Here is a 15,496-nt window from a genome sequence, read left to right as displayed (position 1 = left end):
CGTCATCGTGACGACGAGGGGGATGTCATGTCAAGAACAGCCGGTCCAGCAGCCATCAAACGCCGTGTGATCGCGGTCAGCATCGCCGCCGCGTTAGGTGGATTCCTCTTCGGATTCGACACGGCTGTGATCAACGGCGCGGTCGACGCGCTCGCGGGCGATGTGTCCGGATTCGACCTCGGTACTGCGCTCAAGGGCTTCGCCGTGTCGTCAGCCCTCATCGGATGTGCCGTGGGCGCCTGGTTCGCCGGCCCCGTCTCCAACAAGTACGGACGCATCCCCGTGATGGTGGTCGCAGCCACCATGTTCTTCATCTCGGCGATCGGATCCGGTCTCGCCTTCAGCGTCGTCGACCTCATCATCTGGCGGGTGATCGGGGGACTGGGTGTCGGAGCCGCCTCCGTGATCGCGCCGGCGTACATCGCCGAGGTGTCACCCGCAGCGATCAGAGGTCGCCTGGGCTCGCTGCAGCAGCTGGCGATCGTCACCGGTATCTTCGCCGCGCTGCTCTCCGATGCGCTGCTCGCAGGCATCGCCGGCGCGGCGGACCAGCCGCTGTGGGGACTCACCGCCTGGCGCTGGATGTTCATGGTCGCCGCGATCCCTGCGCTGGTCTACGGACTGGTCTCGCTGCGACTCCCGGAATCTCCGCGCTATCTGGTGCGCAAGGGCGAGCTGAAACGGGCGGCAGACGTGCTGGAGACCGTCACCGGCACGGTCGATGTCCAGGGCAAGATCGAGGAGATCACCGGCACGATCAACACGGAGCGCTCGGAATCGTTGCGTGATCTGCGTGGTAATCGCCTGGGGCTGAAGCCCATCGTCTGGATCGGCATCCTGCTGTCCGTTTTCCAGCAGTTCGTCGGTATCAACGTCATCTTCTACTACTCGACGACGCTCTGGCAGTCGGTGGGCTTCGATGAGTCCAGTGCTCTCCTGACCTCCGTCATCACCTCGGTCACGAACATCGTGGTCACGATCGTGGCGATCCTGCTCGTCGACAAGGTCGGTCGCCGGATCATGCTGCTGGTGGGCTCGGTCGGCATGACCGTGACGCTCGGCCTCATGGCAGTGGCCTTCTCGTTCGGCACACTGGATGCGCAGGGGACGGCGACGCTCCCCGACCCGTGGGCCACGATCGCCCTGGTCTGTGCGAACGGATTCGTGGTGTTCTTCGGTGCGAGCTGGGGGCCGCTGGTCTGGGTTCTGCTCGGCGAGATCTTCCCGAACTCCATCAGAGCCGGAGCCCTCGCGGTGGCCGCAGCGGCACAGTGGGTCGCCAACTTCTTCATCTCCACCACCTTCCCGGCCTTCGCCGAGATCGGCCTCACGTTCGCCTACGGGTTCTACGCGTTCTTCGCGCTCCTGTCGTTCTTCTTCGTGTTCTTCAAGGTGCCGGAGACCAAGGGCAAGGAGCTCGAGGACATGACGGAGAACATGAAGGTGGAGCGCCGGCGGGGTCCGCAGCCGACGTAGGCTGGGAGTATGACCGAGTCCGTACAGCGCCGCGCCAGCCTGGAGGTGTTGCGCGCCGAAGCGTCGGACGAACTCGCGGTCCTCATCCAGGAGCGGCTTCTCGGCGGAGAGGATCCGTGGGAGTTCATGGAGGAGCTCCCGAGCGTCGACGAACTCGTCGTCTACCTGCTGCGCGCCGACAACATCAATGCGAACGACGGTGTGCGCCCCAATGCGGCCAGGCACTACCGGGTGCTGCGGCAGATCGCCCTGGAGTACCCGGAGCTCACATCGGCCGTCTGGGGCCTCCTCGACGAGAAGCAGCGCCATCGCCGCTGGGACCCGACCGTCGCCGACGCCTCCTGACGTGGAGGTCGTGCTCGTTCCGCACGACCCGACGTGGTCGGAGACCTTCGTACATGTCGCGGCGGAACTGCGCAGGCATGGGAATCCGGACTGGCTCGTCGAACACGTCGGATCCACGGCGATCCCCGGGATGAGCGCGAAGCCGATCATCGACGTCGCGGTGCGCATCGCCGATGACGAAGACCTCGAGCTGCATCGACCTGGGCTCGAGGCCGCAGGATGGGCGGTCGGGAGCAGTGTGCGAAGCCATCGGGTGATGATCATCGAAGAGAACGGTGTACGCACGCGAATCGCCCACTTCTTCGAAGCCGCCGATTGGGATCAGGTGAACCAGCGCATCCTTCGCGACTGGCTGTTGCAGAATCCGGAGGATGCCCGGCTCTACGAGCGGGCGAAGCACGCTGCGGTTGACGCCTCGCGCAGGGGAGACGAGTCGTACAACGCGGGGAAGACCGCGGTGGTTCAGCTCCTCGTCGACCGTGCACGTGCTGCTCGCGGGCTGCCGTCGGTCTCCGTGTACGACAAAGACTGACCAGAGCGGTCCGCGGGACGACTCGGGGCGGACACGAGAAAGGGCCGTACCTCCCCGGGAGGTGCGGCCCTTCGTCTCGGGGGACTCAGCCGATGAACGCGGCCAGGTCCTTCTCCAGCGCGAACTTGGGCTTCGCGCCGATGATGGTCGTCTTGACCTCACCGCCGTGGAAGACCTTCATCGCCGGGATCGACGTGATCTGGTACTTCATCGCCAGCTCAGGGTTCTCGTCGACGTTGAGCTTGAGGATGGTGATCTTGTCGGGGTTGTCCGCCTGGATCTCGTCCAGGACCGGTGCGACCATACGACACGGACCACACCACTCGGCCCAGAAGTCCACCAGCACGGGACCGTCGGCCTGCAGAACGTCCTGCTCCCAGGTCGCCTGGCTCGTAGCCTTTGCACTCATCAGAGTTCTCCTTGATTCGAGGTTCGCCTGCTACAACAGCGGGCGAGGGAAAAGTGTTCCCGCCCCTACGCGGTGGCGGTGAGGATCTCCGCGGCCTCGGCGGCCGGAACCTCCACGGAAGGGTCTTCGAGGTCGGCCAGGAAGTGCTCCGCGTCGAGAGCAGCGACCGTGCCGGAGCCGGCCGCCGTGATGGCCTGACGGTAGGTGGGGTCGATCACGTCACCGGCAGCGAAGACTCCCGGAACCGACGTCTTCGACGAGCGGCCGTCGACCCAGATGGTGCCTTCCGGCGTGAGCTCGAGCTTGTCGTGCACGAGGTGCGTGCGCGGGTCGTTGCCGATCGCGATGAAGAGCCCGTCGAGCGGGAGGTCGCTGAGCGTGCCGTCGACCGTGGAACGCAGCTGCACACCGGTCACGGAGTCGCCTCCGAGGACCTCGGCGACCTCGCTGTTCCACACGAACTCGATCTTCTCGTTCGCGAAGGCGCGCTCCTGCATGATCTTCGAGGCCCGCAGGGTGTCCTTGCGGTGGATCACGTAGACCTTGTCTGCGAAGCGGGTGAGGAACGTGGCCTCTTCCATGGCGGAGTCGCCACCGCCGACGACGGCGATCGTCTTCTCGCGGAAGAAGAATCCGTCGCACGTGGCGCACCAGGAGACGCCGTAGCCGGAGAGGCGCTCTTCGCCGGCGATGTCGAGCTTGCGGTACGCCGAGCCGGTCGCGTAGATGAGGGACTGCGTCTCGTGCTCCGCACCGCTGCCGAGGATGACCTTCTTGACGGGCCCCTCGAGCTGGAGTTCGGTGACATCGTCGTAGACGACCTCGGTGCCGAACTTCTCCGCCTGCTCCTGGAACTTGGCCATGAGCTCAGGTCCCTGGATCCCTTCGGGGAAGCCGGGGTAGTTCTCGACCTCGGTGGTGTTCATCAGCTCTCCGCCGACCTCGACGGAGCTCGCGATGAGCAGCGGCTTGAGGTTCGCCCTGGCCGCGTAGATGGCAGCCGTGAATCCGGCGGGGCCGGAGCCGATGATGATGACCTGACGCATGTGATCTCCGTCTTAGAAACTGCAGTCGAATGACCTTCGAATGCTTCAACCCATGGTAACTGCGAGGCATTCCCTGCGCAGGGTGGGGCGCAGGCCGCGGAGCGGTCTGGGTGGGTGGATCAGCGCCCGGGGAGGAACCGGCGGACGAGAGCAGTGCCGGCCTTGAGCTCGGGGGCGCGCATCACGGCGAGGATCGCGACGTAGACGACCACCACGACGAGGCCGATGATCGCGGTTGCGAGAGTTCCTGAGATGACGCTCGACGTGGCCCAGCCCGTCGTTCCTCCGAGGAGCAGGAAGGTGCCCCATCCCGCGAGGCCTGCGGGGACGCCGGCGACCGAGAACCGCAGGATGGAGAGCACCCACGATCCGACGTGGAGTCCGCCGATCTTCTTGTGAAGCAACCACGTGGCGACGATCGTCTGCAGAGTGCTGGCGATCGATTGCCCGAGCGCCACAGCCGCGGCGAGCTCGGTGAGCTGCAGGGCGCCCGCCTGCAGGAAGGCCCATGCGGCGAGGGCGGTCCCGACGATGAGGGCGCACTGGAAGATGGTGAACCAGAACGGCGTACGTGTGTCGTCGTACGCGTAGAACGTCCGCTGGACGATGAAGAGGATCGTGAGCGGGATGAGCCCGATCAGATAGCACAACAGCACGAGGGCAGCAGCCTGTGCATCGCCGGCGGTCTTCGTGAACACGCGGGACGCGGGGATCGCTGCGGCAGCCACCGCCGCGACCGCAGCGACGATGAAGAAGAGCAGCGTGCGGATGCTGCGGGAGATGTCAGCGCGCACCTCGTCATGGCGCGCTGCGGCTGCGTGCTCGCTGATCTGCGTGAAGTACGGCGTACCGATGGACAGGACGATGATGGAGTACGGGAGCATGAAGATCAGCCACGCGTTCCCCGTCACGGCCGCGGAAGAGCCTACGCCAGATGCCGCGGCCACGATCCGCCCTTGCACGATCCCCGCTGCGAGGCTCGCGAAGGCCATGAGGAACGTCCATCCAGCCAGACGCCCGACGTTGCCGAGGCCGACACCGCGCCACTGGAAATCCGGCTTGAGTGAGAGGCCCGTTCGTCGCCAGAACAGCAGCAGCACAACGGCCTGGAGCACGATTCCACCGGTGGCGATTCCACCGAGCGCGTTGATCATCTCGGGCGTCCAGTCCGCCGCCCTGGTCGGAACGGGCGCGAAGAGAGCGCCGATGAGAACGAACCCGATGATCGAGACGATGTTGTTGATGACGGGGGCCCACGTGAACGGACCGAAGATGCGACGGGCATTGAGTGCCTCGCCGAGAAGTGCGTACAGGCCGTAGAAGAGGATCTGCGGGAGACACCAGTACGCGAGCGCTGTCGCCATCGCCTGGACGGAAGGGGGCGCCGTGCCGGCCACGATCGCCACCAGCCACGGTGCCGCGGCCGTCGCGATGGCTGTCACCGCGACGAGGACGACCGTGCCCAGGGTGAAGAGCTTCGAGATGAAGGCGTTCCCGCCATCCGCATCCGCCGTGGCTTTGACGATCTGCGGGACGATGACCGCCGTGAGGATCCCGACGGAGATGAGGGAGAACACGCTGTTCGGAAGTGTGTTCGCGAAAGCGAAGGCGTCGGCCGGACCCGAGCCGACAGCGCCAATGACCGCGACGAGGACGATGCTGCGCAGGAGCCCGGTGACGCGTGAGACGAGGGTGCCGGCGCCGATGATGGCGCTCGCCCGGCCGAGGCTACTCATTCGTATCCGGGGTCGAGGACGTGTCGTGGGCCGATGACGTGCCGTTGCTCGGTGTCCCATCCGGTCGGGCGTTCACGGCGTCCTCTTCCAATGACTCGATCTCTGCTTCCACAGCCGCCTCCTCGGCGGCCTCGCGGCGCTTGCGGCGGACGGTGCGGATCACGCCGAGCACGATGAGGAGTGCGGCGAGGCCCCCGAAGACGATGAGGCCGATGGTCTCCCACTCCGCTCGTACAGCTACCCTGATCTTCTGCTGATCCTGGATCTGCACGCCGGTGGGGCTGTAGAGGCTGAGGCGCAGGTCGACCTCGCCGCTGCCGACCCGTGCGGACACCGGGACCTTGACGCGCTTGGTGGAGTTCGCCTCGACGACCGTCTCCGTCACCGGCTTCACCTCGAGTCGAGGGTCGGTGGGGGAGACGAACAACTGCACCGTCACCGGCCACGGCAGGTCGTTGCGCACGGCGATCGGCAGATCAGCGTTTGCGGTGAGCAGTTGGATCGTGCTCGACGGGGGGATGCTCACGGCGGCGAGCGTCTCCGAGGTGCGCTTCTGGTGCTCTTCGACCTTCTTCGCGAAAGCCTTCGCCGACGATCCGACGGACAGCGTCCGGAGGATCCTGATGCGTTCAGGGCTCAGCAGTACCTGCGGGTCAGCGAGGATCGACGAGAAGGCGGTGAGCGTTCCCTCGTCGGCCAAGAGGGTCGTCACCGCTGCCGCACGCGCGGGATCGGCTTCCGATGTGAGCGCGGCCGATGCGGGCGGGGTGGCGCGCAGTGCCGAGAGTTCGAATCCGATCGAATCGGCCGTGGAGATCGCGTCGCGCAGCGCGTCCGCATTGCGGTTCTCGTCGCGGTCGAGCCCGATCAGCAACGGGGCACCCGCGACGCGGCTCTCAGCCAGTGTCAGGAGCGCGGCGGCTTCGGCCAGGAGCCGTTGACGATCGACGGAGTCGGCCTCCGCGGCGACCTGGGAAAGAGTCTGCGACAGGCCGCTGTCGGTGACCAGGAGGTCGTGCCCGCCGACGGTGGCGTGCGCGGCGCTCTGTCCGCCCAGCGCTGCGGAGGAGACGATCGTGCTCGTCCCCTCACCCAGGTAGCTCGCGAAGGTGTCGAGATCCTCTTCTCGCAGCTCGTCGTCCGGCCACAGGATCTGAGGGAGCGCGCCATCGATCGCCGTGAGCTCCGCGTCGTCGGGCAGCTGAGGAGTGCCGGTCGGGCTGGGTGTCGGGCCCGGTGTCGCGGTCGAGTCCGCCGTCGGCGACGACGTGGCAGGCGTCTGCGGAAAGTCGGCGGGGTTCAGGAACGTCGCCAACGTCGTCGGCTGCAGCAATGCGGGTAGACCCGCCTGCGCTTGCGCCGTCGCATCCGCATCACCGAACTGCAGTGCGAACCGCGTGTTCGGCAGAGCTTCCAGTCGGTCGAGCCAGTCCCGCGCGGTCTCCGGAGCCGCGGAACCCAGAGCGCGGATTGCGGCGAGAATAGCGGGATCGATGGCGAGCACCGCAGTGGTGCCGGCCACACCGTCGAGCTGAGCGGTCAGGGCACCCTCGGGTCCGGTGAGAGTACTGAGTTCCTCCGCGCTCAACAGCACGCCGTTGTCGGGGGTCGCCGTGAGCGGGACCATCACGCCGACCTGAGCGGTCTGGGAATCGGCGACGACGAGCACGCTGGTCGCCGTGGCCTCGACCGTCGCCGAACGATCCTCAGGCGTGTTCACCGTCTTGGCACCCGTGAGCTCCGCCCGCAGCGGGTAGACACCGGGGGCGAGGGCGCCGAGGGTCTCGGCAGGGACGAAGACCGTGGTCATGCCGGAGGCACCGGCATCGAGCGCGGCCGTCGTGTCGGAGCCGATCGTGTCGAAATCGCCCGGTGCCTCGCCCTCATCGAGCCAGTTCGTGACCGAGGCTTCGTCCGTCAGGGGAGTTCTGCTGAGCTCCACCTGCACCTGACCACTCGACAGCTTCGATTCCGTCTCGTTCTGCACCGTGAGCATCGCCGTGGTGGAGGAGCCGGGGGCGACGAGGCCGCGCAGACCTGCGGAGACATGGAAGGCGACGCTCGCTTCCTCGTCGGAAGCGGACCCGCCGGCGGCGACGGCCGTGCTCGGTGCGACGGCCGCGCAGGCGCCCAGCACGATAGCGAGGACGGCGGTCCCGCCTGCGAGCCTTCGCAGGCGCGCACGGAGGCCGTGCTCGGGGGTGATGGCGGTCATGAGGGTCTTCCTCGAACGCCCGGAACGGGGCTGCTCGTGAGTACTGACCTCCTGATTCTAGGAGGCACAGGGAAGGAGAACCCTGAAGACGCGTAGAGTGACGGCCGTGTCCGACACCCCCACACCTCACCCAGACCCTCTTCGCACCTCCGCGCTGGCCGCTGATCTCGATGCCGCCGACTTCCGGTCCGCACCTCTCCGTCGCCTGTGGGGCGAGGAGGCGGACGACGCCCTCGCCAGGGGGATGCGCGAGCCGATCCTGCGGGCCATCGCCGAGGACTCCGGAGTCCTGGCCACCCTCGGCCGTCTGCTGGTACTCGGCATGAGTCAGCCGCGTGCGGCGGTCGCCGCCGCGCTGCCGAACCTCGGAGTGGACGGACTCCAAGCGCTCGGACTCGCCACCGCGGATGCCGAGGTGGTGACCCCGACGGCCCTGTTGCGTCCGCAGTCCTTCGTGGATGCCGAGGGTGTCGGCGAGTGGTGGATCGCCAGCGACCTCGACGAGGTCGCCCTCGACGGCCCTCTCCCCGCCGATCATGTGCTCGGCGTCGGTGGAGCCTCGCGCACCCTCGCCGAGACGATCGTGCCCATCCAGGTCGATCGCGCTCTCGACCTCGGCACCGGGTGCGGGATCCAGGCGCTCCTCGTCGCCCGTCGTGCCGGCACGGTGGTCGCGACCGACATCTCGGTCAGGGCACTGGCGTTCGCCGAGCTCAACGCGCGGGTCAACGGGGTGACCAACATCGAGTTCCGTCACGGCAGCATGTTCGACCCCGTCGCGGGCGAAGCGTTCGATCTGATCGTCTCCAATCCGCCGTTCGTCATCACACCGCGGGTGGAGGGCGTCCCCGCGTATGAGTACCGCGACGGCGGACTGGTGGGCGATGCCCTCGTCGAGCAGTTCGTGCGGAGCGCTCCGGCGCATCTGACGCGGAACGGAATCGCGCAGCTGCTCGGCAACTGGGAGTCGCGGGCAGGGGTCACCGGTCTCGCCCGTCTGGAGGCCTGGGTGCCGAGCGAGCTCGACCTCTGGGTCGTCGAACGGGAGGAGCTGTCGCCGTTGGGGTATGCCGAGCTGTGGATCCGCGACGGGGGCACCACCCCGCGTGACCCGGCATTCACTCCGTTGCTGACCGCCTGGCTCGATGATTTCGCCGCCCGCGGCGTGACCTCGATCGGCTTCGGTTACGTGCTGATGCGTCGAGGTCTGTCGTCCCCTCCACTCCGGCGCACGGAGCGGATCTCCCAGCAGGTGTCGAACGTCGGTGCCGCGCTCGGAACCGGGCTTGTCGCGCATGACGCGCTCGCCGAGGGGATCCCCTCGACACTGCTGACGGCGCCCGATGTCACCGAGGCCCGCCACCTGCTGCCGGGCAACGACGACCCCAGCGTCATCGAACTGCGACAGGGTGGCGGTTTCGCGCGCACCGTGAACGTGGACCCTGCGCTCGCCGGGTTCGTCGGGGCCTGCGACGGCGACCTCACCGTGGTGCAGATCGTCTCGGCCCTGGCCGACCTCTTCGAGGTTCCCCTCGCAGACCTGTGGGCCGAACTCGAGCCCCGCATCAGATCGCTCGTGCTGGACGGCATCCTCGTACCGGGGGAATAGCTGAGGGATACATGCGTTGGAATAGATCATGAAGGCTTTCGGATTCCTCTCCTTCGGGCACTATGCAGACGTGCCCGGCTCAGCCACCCGCACCGCGGGCGACATGCTGAAGCAGACCATCGAGATCGCCGAGGGCGCAGACGAGATCGGTGTGAACGGCGCCTACGTGCGCGTGCACCACTGGGCGCGTCAGGCCGCCTCGCCGATGCCCCTGCTGAGCGCCATGGCCGCGCGCACGAAGCGCATCGAGGTCGGGACGGGCGTGATCGACATGCGCTACGAGAACCCGTTCCAGTTCGCCGAGGAGGCCGCCGCTCTCGACCTGATCTCCGACGGCCGCATCGCCCTGGGCGTGAGCCGCGGTTCACCCGAGACGGCTCTGCGCGGCTATGAGACCTTCGGATACGTCGACGAGGAGGACACCGAGCGGGGCAGCGTGATCGCTCGGGAGAAGTTCGACCTGTTCCTCCGTGCGATCGACGGCGAAGGTATCGCCCCCGGAGATCCCCGCATGGTGGGTGCCGGCCGCTACCTCGCGATCGAGCCGCAATCCCCGACCCTGCGCGACCACATCTGGTGGGGATCAGGTTCACGCCCGACGGCGATCGAGACCGGCCGCAAGGGACTCAACATGATGAGTTCGACCCTGGTGACCGAGGCCACAGGGCAGCCTTTCCACGAGTTGCAGCGCGAGCAGATCGACCTCTTCCGCTCGGCCTACAAGGAAGCAGGGCACACGGGCACGCCGCGCGTCTCCGTCAGCCGCAGCGTGTTCCCCCTGGTGTCCGACATGGACCGCGCCTACTTCGGACTTCGCAGCGAGGAGAACGCCGATCAGATCGGCATCATCGACGGATTCCGTTCCACGTTCGGCAAGACCTACGCGGCAGAACCCGACGTGCTGATCGAGCAGCTCCGACAGGACGAGGCGGTGATGGCGGCCGACACGCTGATGCTGACCATCCCGAACCAGCTCGGACCCGAGTACAACCTGCACGTGCTGGAGTCGTTCGCGAAGCATGTGGCTCCGGCGCTCGGGTGGAAGCCGAACACGGAGGGTCCCGTCCAGGGCGATCCGGTCTGAGCGGGATCGCCGACCTTGACACGAGTCGCTTGACACGGAGCGTTGGAGCACTGACGCTGGGGAGGCTGCGCCGATCGACGCAGCCTCCCTTCATGCCTTCGGAGGCAAACCATGACCCGTGTTCGCGTCGATCTCAACATCTCGCTCGACGGCTTCGCCACGACGACGGACCAGACCCCCGAGAACCCCTTCGGTGAGGACTGGGGCCGGCTGACGGCGGCGTACACGGCCACGCGCACGTTCCACGAGCGTGTCTTCCTCGACACCAGCGGGACGGGAACGACAGGCGTCGACGAGAAGTACGCCGCGCACTACTTCGAGAACATCGGCGCCGAGATCATGGGCGCCGGGATGTTCGGGCTCCACGCCAACCCGGACGACCCGGACTGGCGCGGCTGGTGGGGCGAGGAGCCGCCGTTCCGCGCCCCGGTGTTCGTGCTGACCCACACCCCGCGGCCTTCGATCGAGTTCGCCAACGGCACGAGCTTCCACTTCCTCTCTGCTTCTCCCGAGGAGGCGCTGCAGAAAGCGGTCGAGGCGGCCGCCGGAGCGGACGTGCGGATCGGTGGAGGACCCACGACCGTGCGCGAGTATCTGCGCGCGGGGCTGGTCGACGACCTGCACGTCGGCATCACCCCGATCCTCATCGGCGACGGGCTCCGACTCTGGGACGACCTGCGCGGACTCGAGTCCGGTTACCGCGTCACCTCGGAGGTCGCGGAGTCGGGCGTCACGCACATCACCTTCTCCCGAGAGGATTGACGCGCGCGGCAGGGCGGATCTGGGAGGCTGGACCGGTGCGCATCCGACCCTTCCACCCTGAAGACACCGATGCCGTCGTCGCCCTGTGGGAGGCGGCGGGGCTCACGCGGCCGTGGAACGATCCTCGGAAGGACATCGCCCGGAAGCTGACGGTGCAGCCCGAGCTGTTCGTCGTGGCGGAGGACGAGACGGGGCGCATCCTCGGCTCGGTCATGGCGGGCTACGACGGGCATCGCGGGTGGATGAACTACCTCGCCACGCAGCTCGACGCGCGAGGACTCGGAGTGGGCAGGGAGCTCGTGGCCCACGTTGAGGCCCGTCTGCGCGACCTGGGATGCCCGAAGGTGAACCTGCAGGTGCGTTCCGGCAACGCGCAGGTGGTCGACTTCTACCGCAGGCTCGGCTACGAGATCGATGACACGGTCGACCTGGGCAAGAGGCTCATCCCCGACGTGTGATCGCGGAGAATTCCCTTCTCGACGATCCGGTATACCAGTACTCTGACCGCATGCGTCTGCGTCGTAGGGGGATCATCGCCGGAGTCATCGGGCTCGTCGCCGTGCTCGTCGGCGCCATCCCCGCTGTTGCCGCCACCACGTCATGGGCCACTTGGCAACCGCTCGCGGGCACTGGAGGTGCCTTCACGACAACAGTCCAGGTGGCACCCCACCCTGCACTCACCGCCACCATGACCAGCGATTCGCGCGCAGGCCAGGTCGGCGTGATCACCGGTGCATCCACGTGGCTGGCCGAAGGGACCCCCATCGGAGCCGAGTACGGATCCAGCAGGGATCAGCCGTACCTGAACTTGCGGCCCAGGGCCGACAACGCCACGAGCCCGTCGACGACGACCTATTCGTTCGCCGCGCCGACCCCGACGTCGGGCTGGGCCTTCGCGTTGGGTGACATCGACTCCGACAGCGTGCGGATCCATGCCGTCGCTCCTGACGGGCACGTGCTCACAGCGGCGGAGATCGGCCTCAGGGACCTCTTCAACTACTGCGCTCCCGGGGTCGTGGGAAAGCCCGCGTGCACCGGCGCGGTCGGCGACGTGCCGACATGGGATGCCGCGACCCTCACCCTCACCGGGAACGCGGCAGCTGCCGACACCAACGGATCCGCGGCGTGGTTCGAGCCGTCGACTCCGATCCGCTCCCTCAGCTTCATCTTCACCCGGCGATCCGGTCTTCCCGTCTACCAGACGTGGTTCGTCTCGGCTGCGAATGACATCCGAGGATCGGTCGTCGACGTGGACACCGGGGCGCTGGGCGGTGTCGCCCTCGCACTCACCGACGGCAACGGCACGATTGTGGGCAGGACGACCACCGCGCCGGACGGCACCTACTCGTTCCCCGGGTTCATCGCCACGGACGGCTACCGGGTGAGTGTGACGGCACCGCAGGGCAAGATCGCGGTCGGTGAGACGACGACGTCGGTGAACCTCAGCAGCGGCAATGCGGAAGATGTCGACTTCACGGTGCGCGACATCGTGCCGTCCCCCGTCACCGGGCGCGTGGTGGACACGGAGGGAAACCCCATCGCCGGCGTCGTCGTGACGATCGACGCACAGACCAGGACCACCGACGCCGACGGCAGATATTTGTTCGACATGGTCCTCGATGGGCTGCAGGAGGTGACCATCACCGTTCCAGCCGGGTACGCCGTCGACACGGCGCCGCCGGGCTTCGTGGTCCCGGCGGACAACGAGGATCTGATCACACTCACCGACTTCGTCATCGAGGCGAACCCGAGCCTGAGCGGGGTCGTCCGATGGAACGGCGGCGGTGTGCCAGGCGTCACAGTCACGGCCGTGCAGCAAGGGGGCGGCACCCTCACCACGGTGACAGGCGCGGATGGAGGCTACACGTTCCCCCGCCTTCCGGCCGGCAACTACACGGTCACGATGACGACGCCCGATGGCTACGCCGCGACATCTCCGCTCAGCCGCACAGCACCGGTCGCGGAGATGGACGTCACAGGCGTGGACTTCGACCTCGCCCGGCTGGGGGCGCTCGACGGCACGGTGCGCACCGACGGCGGTGAACCCGTCGGAGGTGTGGTGATCGATGTCTCCGGTCCCGTCCCGGCACAGCTCACGACGGGTGCCGACGGCACCTACAGTCTCGGCAGCCTCCCTCCGGGCAACTATGAGCTGATCGTGCGCGCGCCCGAGGGCACCACGATCGTCGGGGCGGGAACCCGCAGCGTCATGATCTCCGATGTCGGCGAGTCCGTCGAAGGACAGGACTTCACCCTCGCCGCGGCCGTCGTCCCACCGTCACCGTCGCCGTCACCCGAGCCGTCGACCGGGAGCTCGAACAGCAACGGCAGTGGTCGCATTCCGGCGACCGGCCTCGGTGCCGAAACGTTCGCCTGGGCGGCAGGTGGTGCCGCGGTGATCCTGCTCGGGGCGACTCTTCTGGTCGTCGCCCGCCGTCGCGCCGGCCGGAAGTAACGCGGCGCCCGCTTTCGTGGTCAGCTGCCCTCGGGCGGTCCGAACAGCTCTTCGCCGTGCTCGTGGAGGAGCTTGTAGGCGTCGGCGAAGGTCTCCGGTTCCGGCTCCCCAGGTTTCCCGTAGCGCGCGAGGAGCAGGCCGAGCAGTCCGCGTGCGGGCGGAGTGAGCGGCTTCAGCTGATCCTTCTCACCGGGCTGGGGTGCCGTGTCCTCCGGATTCGGAGGCGTGTACGCGGGCGTGGTCACCGGCCAGTCGGACGGGTGCCGGGGTTTGTCGAGATTCACCACGTTCAGGAGAGTGTTCGCCGACGCGTCCCGGTCGTTGAGCGGCTTGAGTCCGTGCAGGCGCGAGAGGGTGGCGGTCACCGAGCCGTGATGCATCTCGTCGTGGATGATGCTGCCCCGCTTCGTGTAGGCCGACACCGCGATGGCCGGGACACGGCAGCCCAGTCGATCGAACGTGAAGCCCATCTCGCCCGGCCCGGTATCGGGGGTGGGCTTCGTCACGGCGGGCGGCGGCACGTGGTCGTAGCAGCCGCCGTGCTCGTCGAACGTGATGAGCAGCAGAGTGTTGACGGCGTTCGACCCCTTCGGGGAGGCACTCGTGCGCACCGCCTCGTAGATGTCGTGGATGAGCCTGTCGCCCGCCCGCACATCCGAGATCGCGCTGTCGAACACGGGCTCGCCGTCGACCTCGCTCTCACGCGGCGACCCGAAGGGCGGATGGAAGTCGTTGTGGTCGTAGACCATCCGCGGCTCGATGAAGGCGTAGGCGGGGAGGGTGCCGGCCTTCGCCTCGGCGTAGAAGTCCTCCATCGTGCCGAAATGGTCGGTACGCCAGTACTTCTCCAGCACCGCGGCATGCAGCATCCCCGTGAACGAGACGAGCTGGAGCTTGTCGATGTAGATCTTCCAGCTCACCTTCTCGTCCTCGAGCCGATTGAACACCGTCGGCGCGGCCGGCGCATCCAGCCATTTCCGGTAGCCGCCGCCGGCCTGATTGGTCACGAAGCCGTGAGACGTGGAGGCGTGGAAGAACGAGCGGTTGCAGAAGGTCTGGGAGGGAACGCCGGCATACCAATGGTCGAACACCGCGAACTCCGAGGCAAGCGTGGACAGGACGGGCAGCATCTCGGGCGAGAACGAGCCCATGATGTGCGCCGCCTCTTCGGGCTTCGGGTCGACGCCCTTGCGTAGTCGCCGGAAGTTGATGATGTAGTCCTCGAGAAACCCCGACATCGTCGCCTTCTCGCCGTGGGTTGGGGCGTTGAAGGGGGCGGTCATCTCGTCGACGAAGAGGTCGGCGTTGGTCTTCGGGTCGACCGTGCCGAAGATCTGCGTGTTGACGTGCGGATACTCCTCGCCCGGATCCGGGTCGGGGAGGCTCATGATCCGGTCGGTGTCACCGGTGTACACGTGTGCATCGACGACCGTGCCATGGGACGAGGTGTTGCTGTACGAGCCGAAGTCGAGCCCCTCGAACGTCTCACCCTGCGGCAGGGTCTGCTTCGAGTAGAGGTAGCCGAGCAGGTTGTCGAACGAGCGGTTCTCGCCCATCACGACCACGAGATGGTCGAACCCCGGCTCGCTGCGCGGAGTGAGGGCGGCGAAGGGGTCGGCGTCGGCCACGAAGCCGTCACGTGCATTGCCGGCGATCGACGCGCCGATCGCTGCCCCACCCGCGCCGCCGACGACCGCGCCCGCGAGAGCTGCTCCGCCGACCTTGAAGAATCCCCGGCGGGAAGCATCGCGGGGAGCATCGGGGGAGGGGGACTCTTCTTCGGCCATGTCGCGATCCTACGACCGCGGGACGGTTGCCGTAGGGAGG

Annotated in this window: 13 protein-coding genes; 8 read left to right on the top strand and 5 right to left on the bottom strand. The window is 67.3% G+C overall.

Annotation, left to right across the window (positions count from 1 at the left end):
• Positions 1-27: 27 nt before the first annotated feature.
• The 3 genes from HDC31_RS16725 to HDC31_RS16715 are packed head-to-tail and all read left to right on the top strand — an operon-like array spanning position 28 to position 2,353.
• A complete protein-coding gene (locus HDC31_RS16725) occupies positions 28-1,476 on the top strand; it encodes a sugar porter family MFS transporter (RefSeq protein ID WP_208644284.1) in 1,449 nt (482 codons plus the stop codon).
• 9 nt (positions 1,477-1,485) lie between these two features.
• Positions 1,486-1,821: a hypothetical protein gene (locus tag HDC31_RS16720; protein WP_046747959.1), complete on the top strand. Its 336-nt coding sequence runs from the start codon at positions 1,486-1,488 to the stop codon at positions 1,819-1,821.
• A gap of 1 nt (position 1,822) precedes the next feature.
• Positions 1,823-2,353 carry a GrpB family protein gene (locus HDC31_RS16715; protein WP_179516369.1) on the top strand — a complete coding sequence of 177 codons (531 nt, stop codon included), beginning with the start codon at positions 1,823-1,825 and terminating at the stop codon, positions 2,351-2,353.
• A gap of 85 nt (positions 2,354-2,438) precedes the next feature.
• On the opposite strand, the gene trxA is transcribed toward HDC31_RS16715, so the two are convergent.
• The 4 genes from trxA to HDC31_RS16695 all read right to left on the bottom strand — a co-directional run bounded on the left by trxA (position 2,439) and on the right by HDC31_RS16695 (position 7,759).
• Entirely contained in the window at positions 2,439-2,762 is a 324-nt protein-coding gene (trxA, locus tag HDC31_RS16710; RefSeq protein WP_021201395.1) for a thioredoxin, read from the bottom strand.
• 65 nt (positions 2,763-2,827) lie between these two features.
• Positions 2,828-3,808 (bottom strand): thioredoxin-disulfide reductase, encoded by a 981-nt coding sequence (gene trxB / locus HDC31_RS16705; RefSeq protein WP_046747958.1) that lies wholly within the window; start codon positions 3,806-3,808, stop codon positions 2,828-2,830.
• A gap of 119 nt (positions 3,809-3,927) precedes the next feature.
• Positions 3,928-5,544, bottom strand: a complete 1,617-nt coding sequence (murJ, locus tag HDC31_RS16700) for a murein biosynthesis integral membrane protein MurJ (protein WP_113680658.1) — start codon at positions 5,542-5,544, stop codon at positions 3,928-3,930.
• Positions 5,537-7,759 (bottom strand): DUF6049 family protein, encoded by a 2,223-nt coding sequence (locus HDC31_RS16695; protein ID WP_257022280.1) that lies wholly within the window; start codon positions 7,757-7,759, stop codon positions 5,537-5,539. Before HDC31_RS16695 ends, murJ begins: the two co-directional genes overlap by 8 nt.
• 97 nt (positions 7,760-7,856) lie before the next feature.
• Here HDC31_RS16695 and HDC31_RS16690 point away from each other — a divergent pair, with 97 nt between their 5' ends.
• The 5 genes from HDC31_RS16690 to HDC31_RS16670 all read left to right on the top strand — a co-directional run bounded on the left by HDC31_RS16690 (position 7,857) and on the right by HDC31_RS16670 (position 13,669).
• Positions 7,857-9,368, top strand: a complete 1,512-nt coding sequence (locus HDC31_RS16690) for a methyltransferase (protein WP_174799743.1) — start codon at positions 7,857-7,859, stop codon at positions 9,366-9,368.
• A 28-nt stretch (positions 9,369-9,396) separates the two neighbouring features.
• Positions 9,397-10,452 (top strand): LLM class flavin-dependent oxidoreductase, encoded by a 1,056-nt coding sequence (locus tag HDC31_RS16685; protein ID WP_046747955.1) that lies wholly within the window; start codon positions 9,397-9,399, stop codon positions 10,450-10,452.
• Positions 10,453-10,563: 111 nt separating this feature from the next.
• A complete protein-coding gene (locus HDC31_RS16680; protein ID WP_113680657.1) occupies positions 10,564-11,214 on the top strand; it encodes a dihydrofolate reductase family protein in 651 nt (216 codons plus the stop codon).
• 35 nt (positions 11,215-11,249) lie between these two features.
• The gene (locus HDC31_RS16675; protein ID WP_061015202.1) at positions 11,250-11,672 is read left to right on the top strand and encodes a GNAT family acetyltransferase; all 423 of its coding nucleotides are present in this window, start codon (positions 11,250-11,252) and stop codon (positions 11,670-11,672) included.
• A gap of 50 nt (positions 11,673-11,722) precedes the next feature.
• Positions 11,723-13,669, top strand: coding sequence for a collagen binding domain-containing protein (locus HDC31_RS16670; protein ID WP_179516368.1), 1,947 nt, complete (start codon positions 11,723-11,725; stop codon positions 13,667-13,669).
• Between the two features lie 20 nt (positions 13,670-13,689).
• Here the strand turns inward: HDC31_RS16670 and HDC31_RS16665 are convergent, their stop codons facing one another.
• A complete protein-coding gene (locus HDC31_RS16665) occupies positions 13,690-15,456 on the bottom strand; it encodes an alkaline phosphatase family protein (protein ID WP_113680656.1) in 1,767 nt (588 codons plus the stop codon).
• Positions 15,457-15,496: the final 40 nt, after the last annotated feature.

Origin of the sequence: Microbacterium sp. JAI119, assembly GCF_013410135.1 — a bacterium.
Taxonomy (GTDB): Bacteria; Actinomycetota; Actinomycetes; order Actinomycetales; family Microbacteriaceae; genus Microbacterium; species Microbacterium oxydans.
This window is presented reverse-complemented; position numbering and strand designations above follow the sequence as displayed.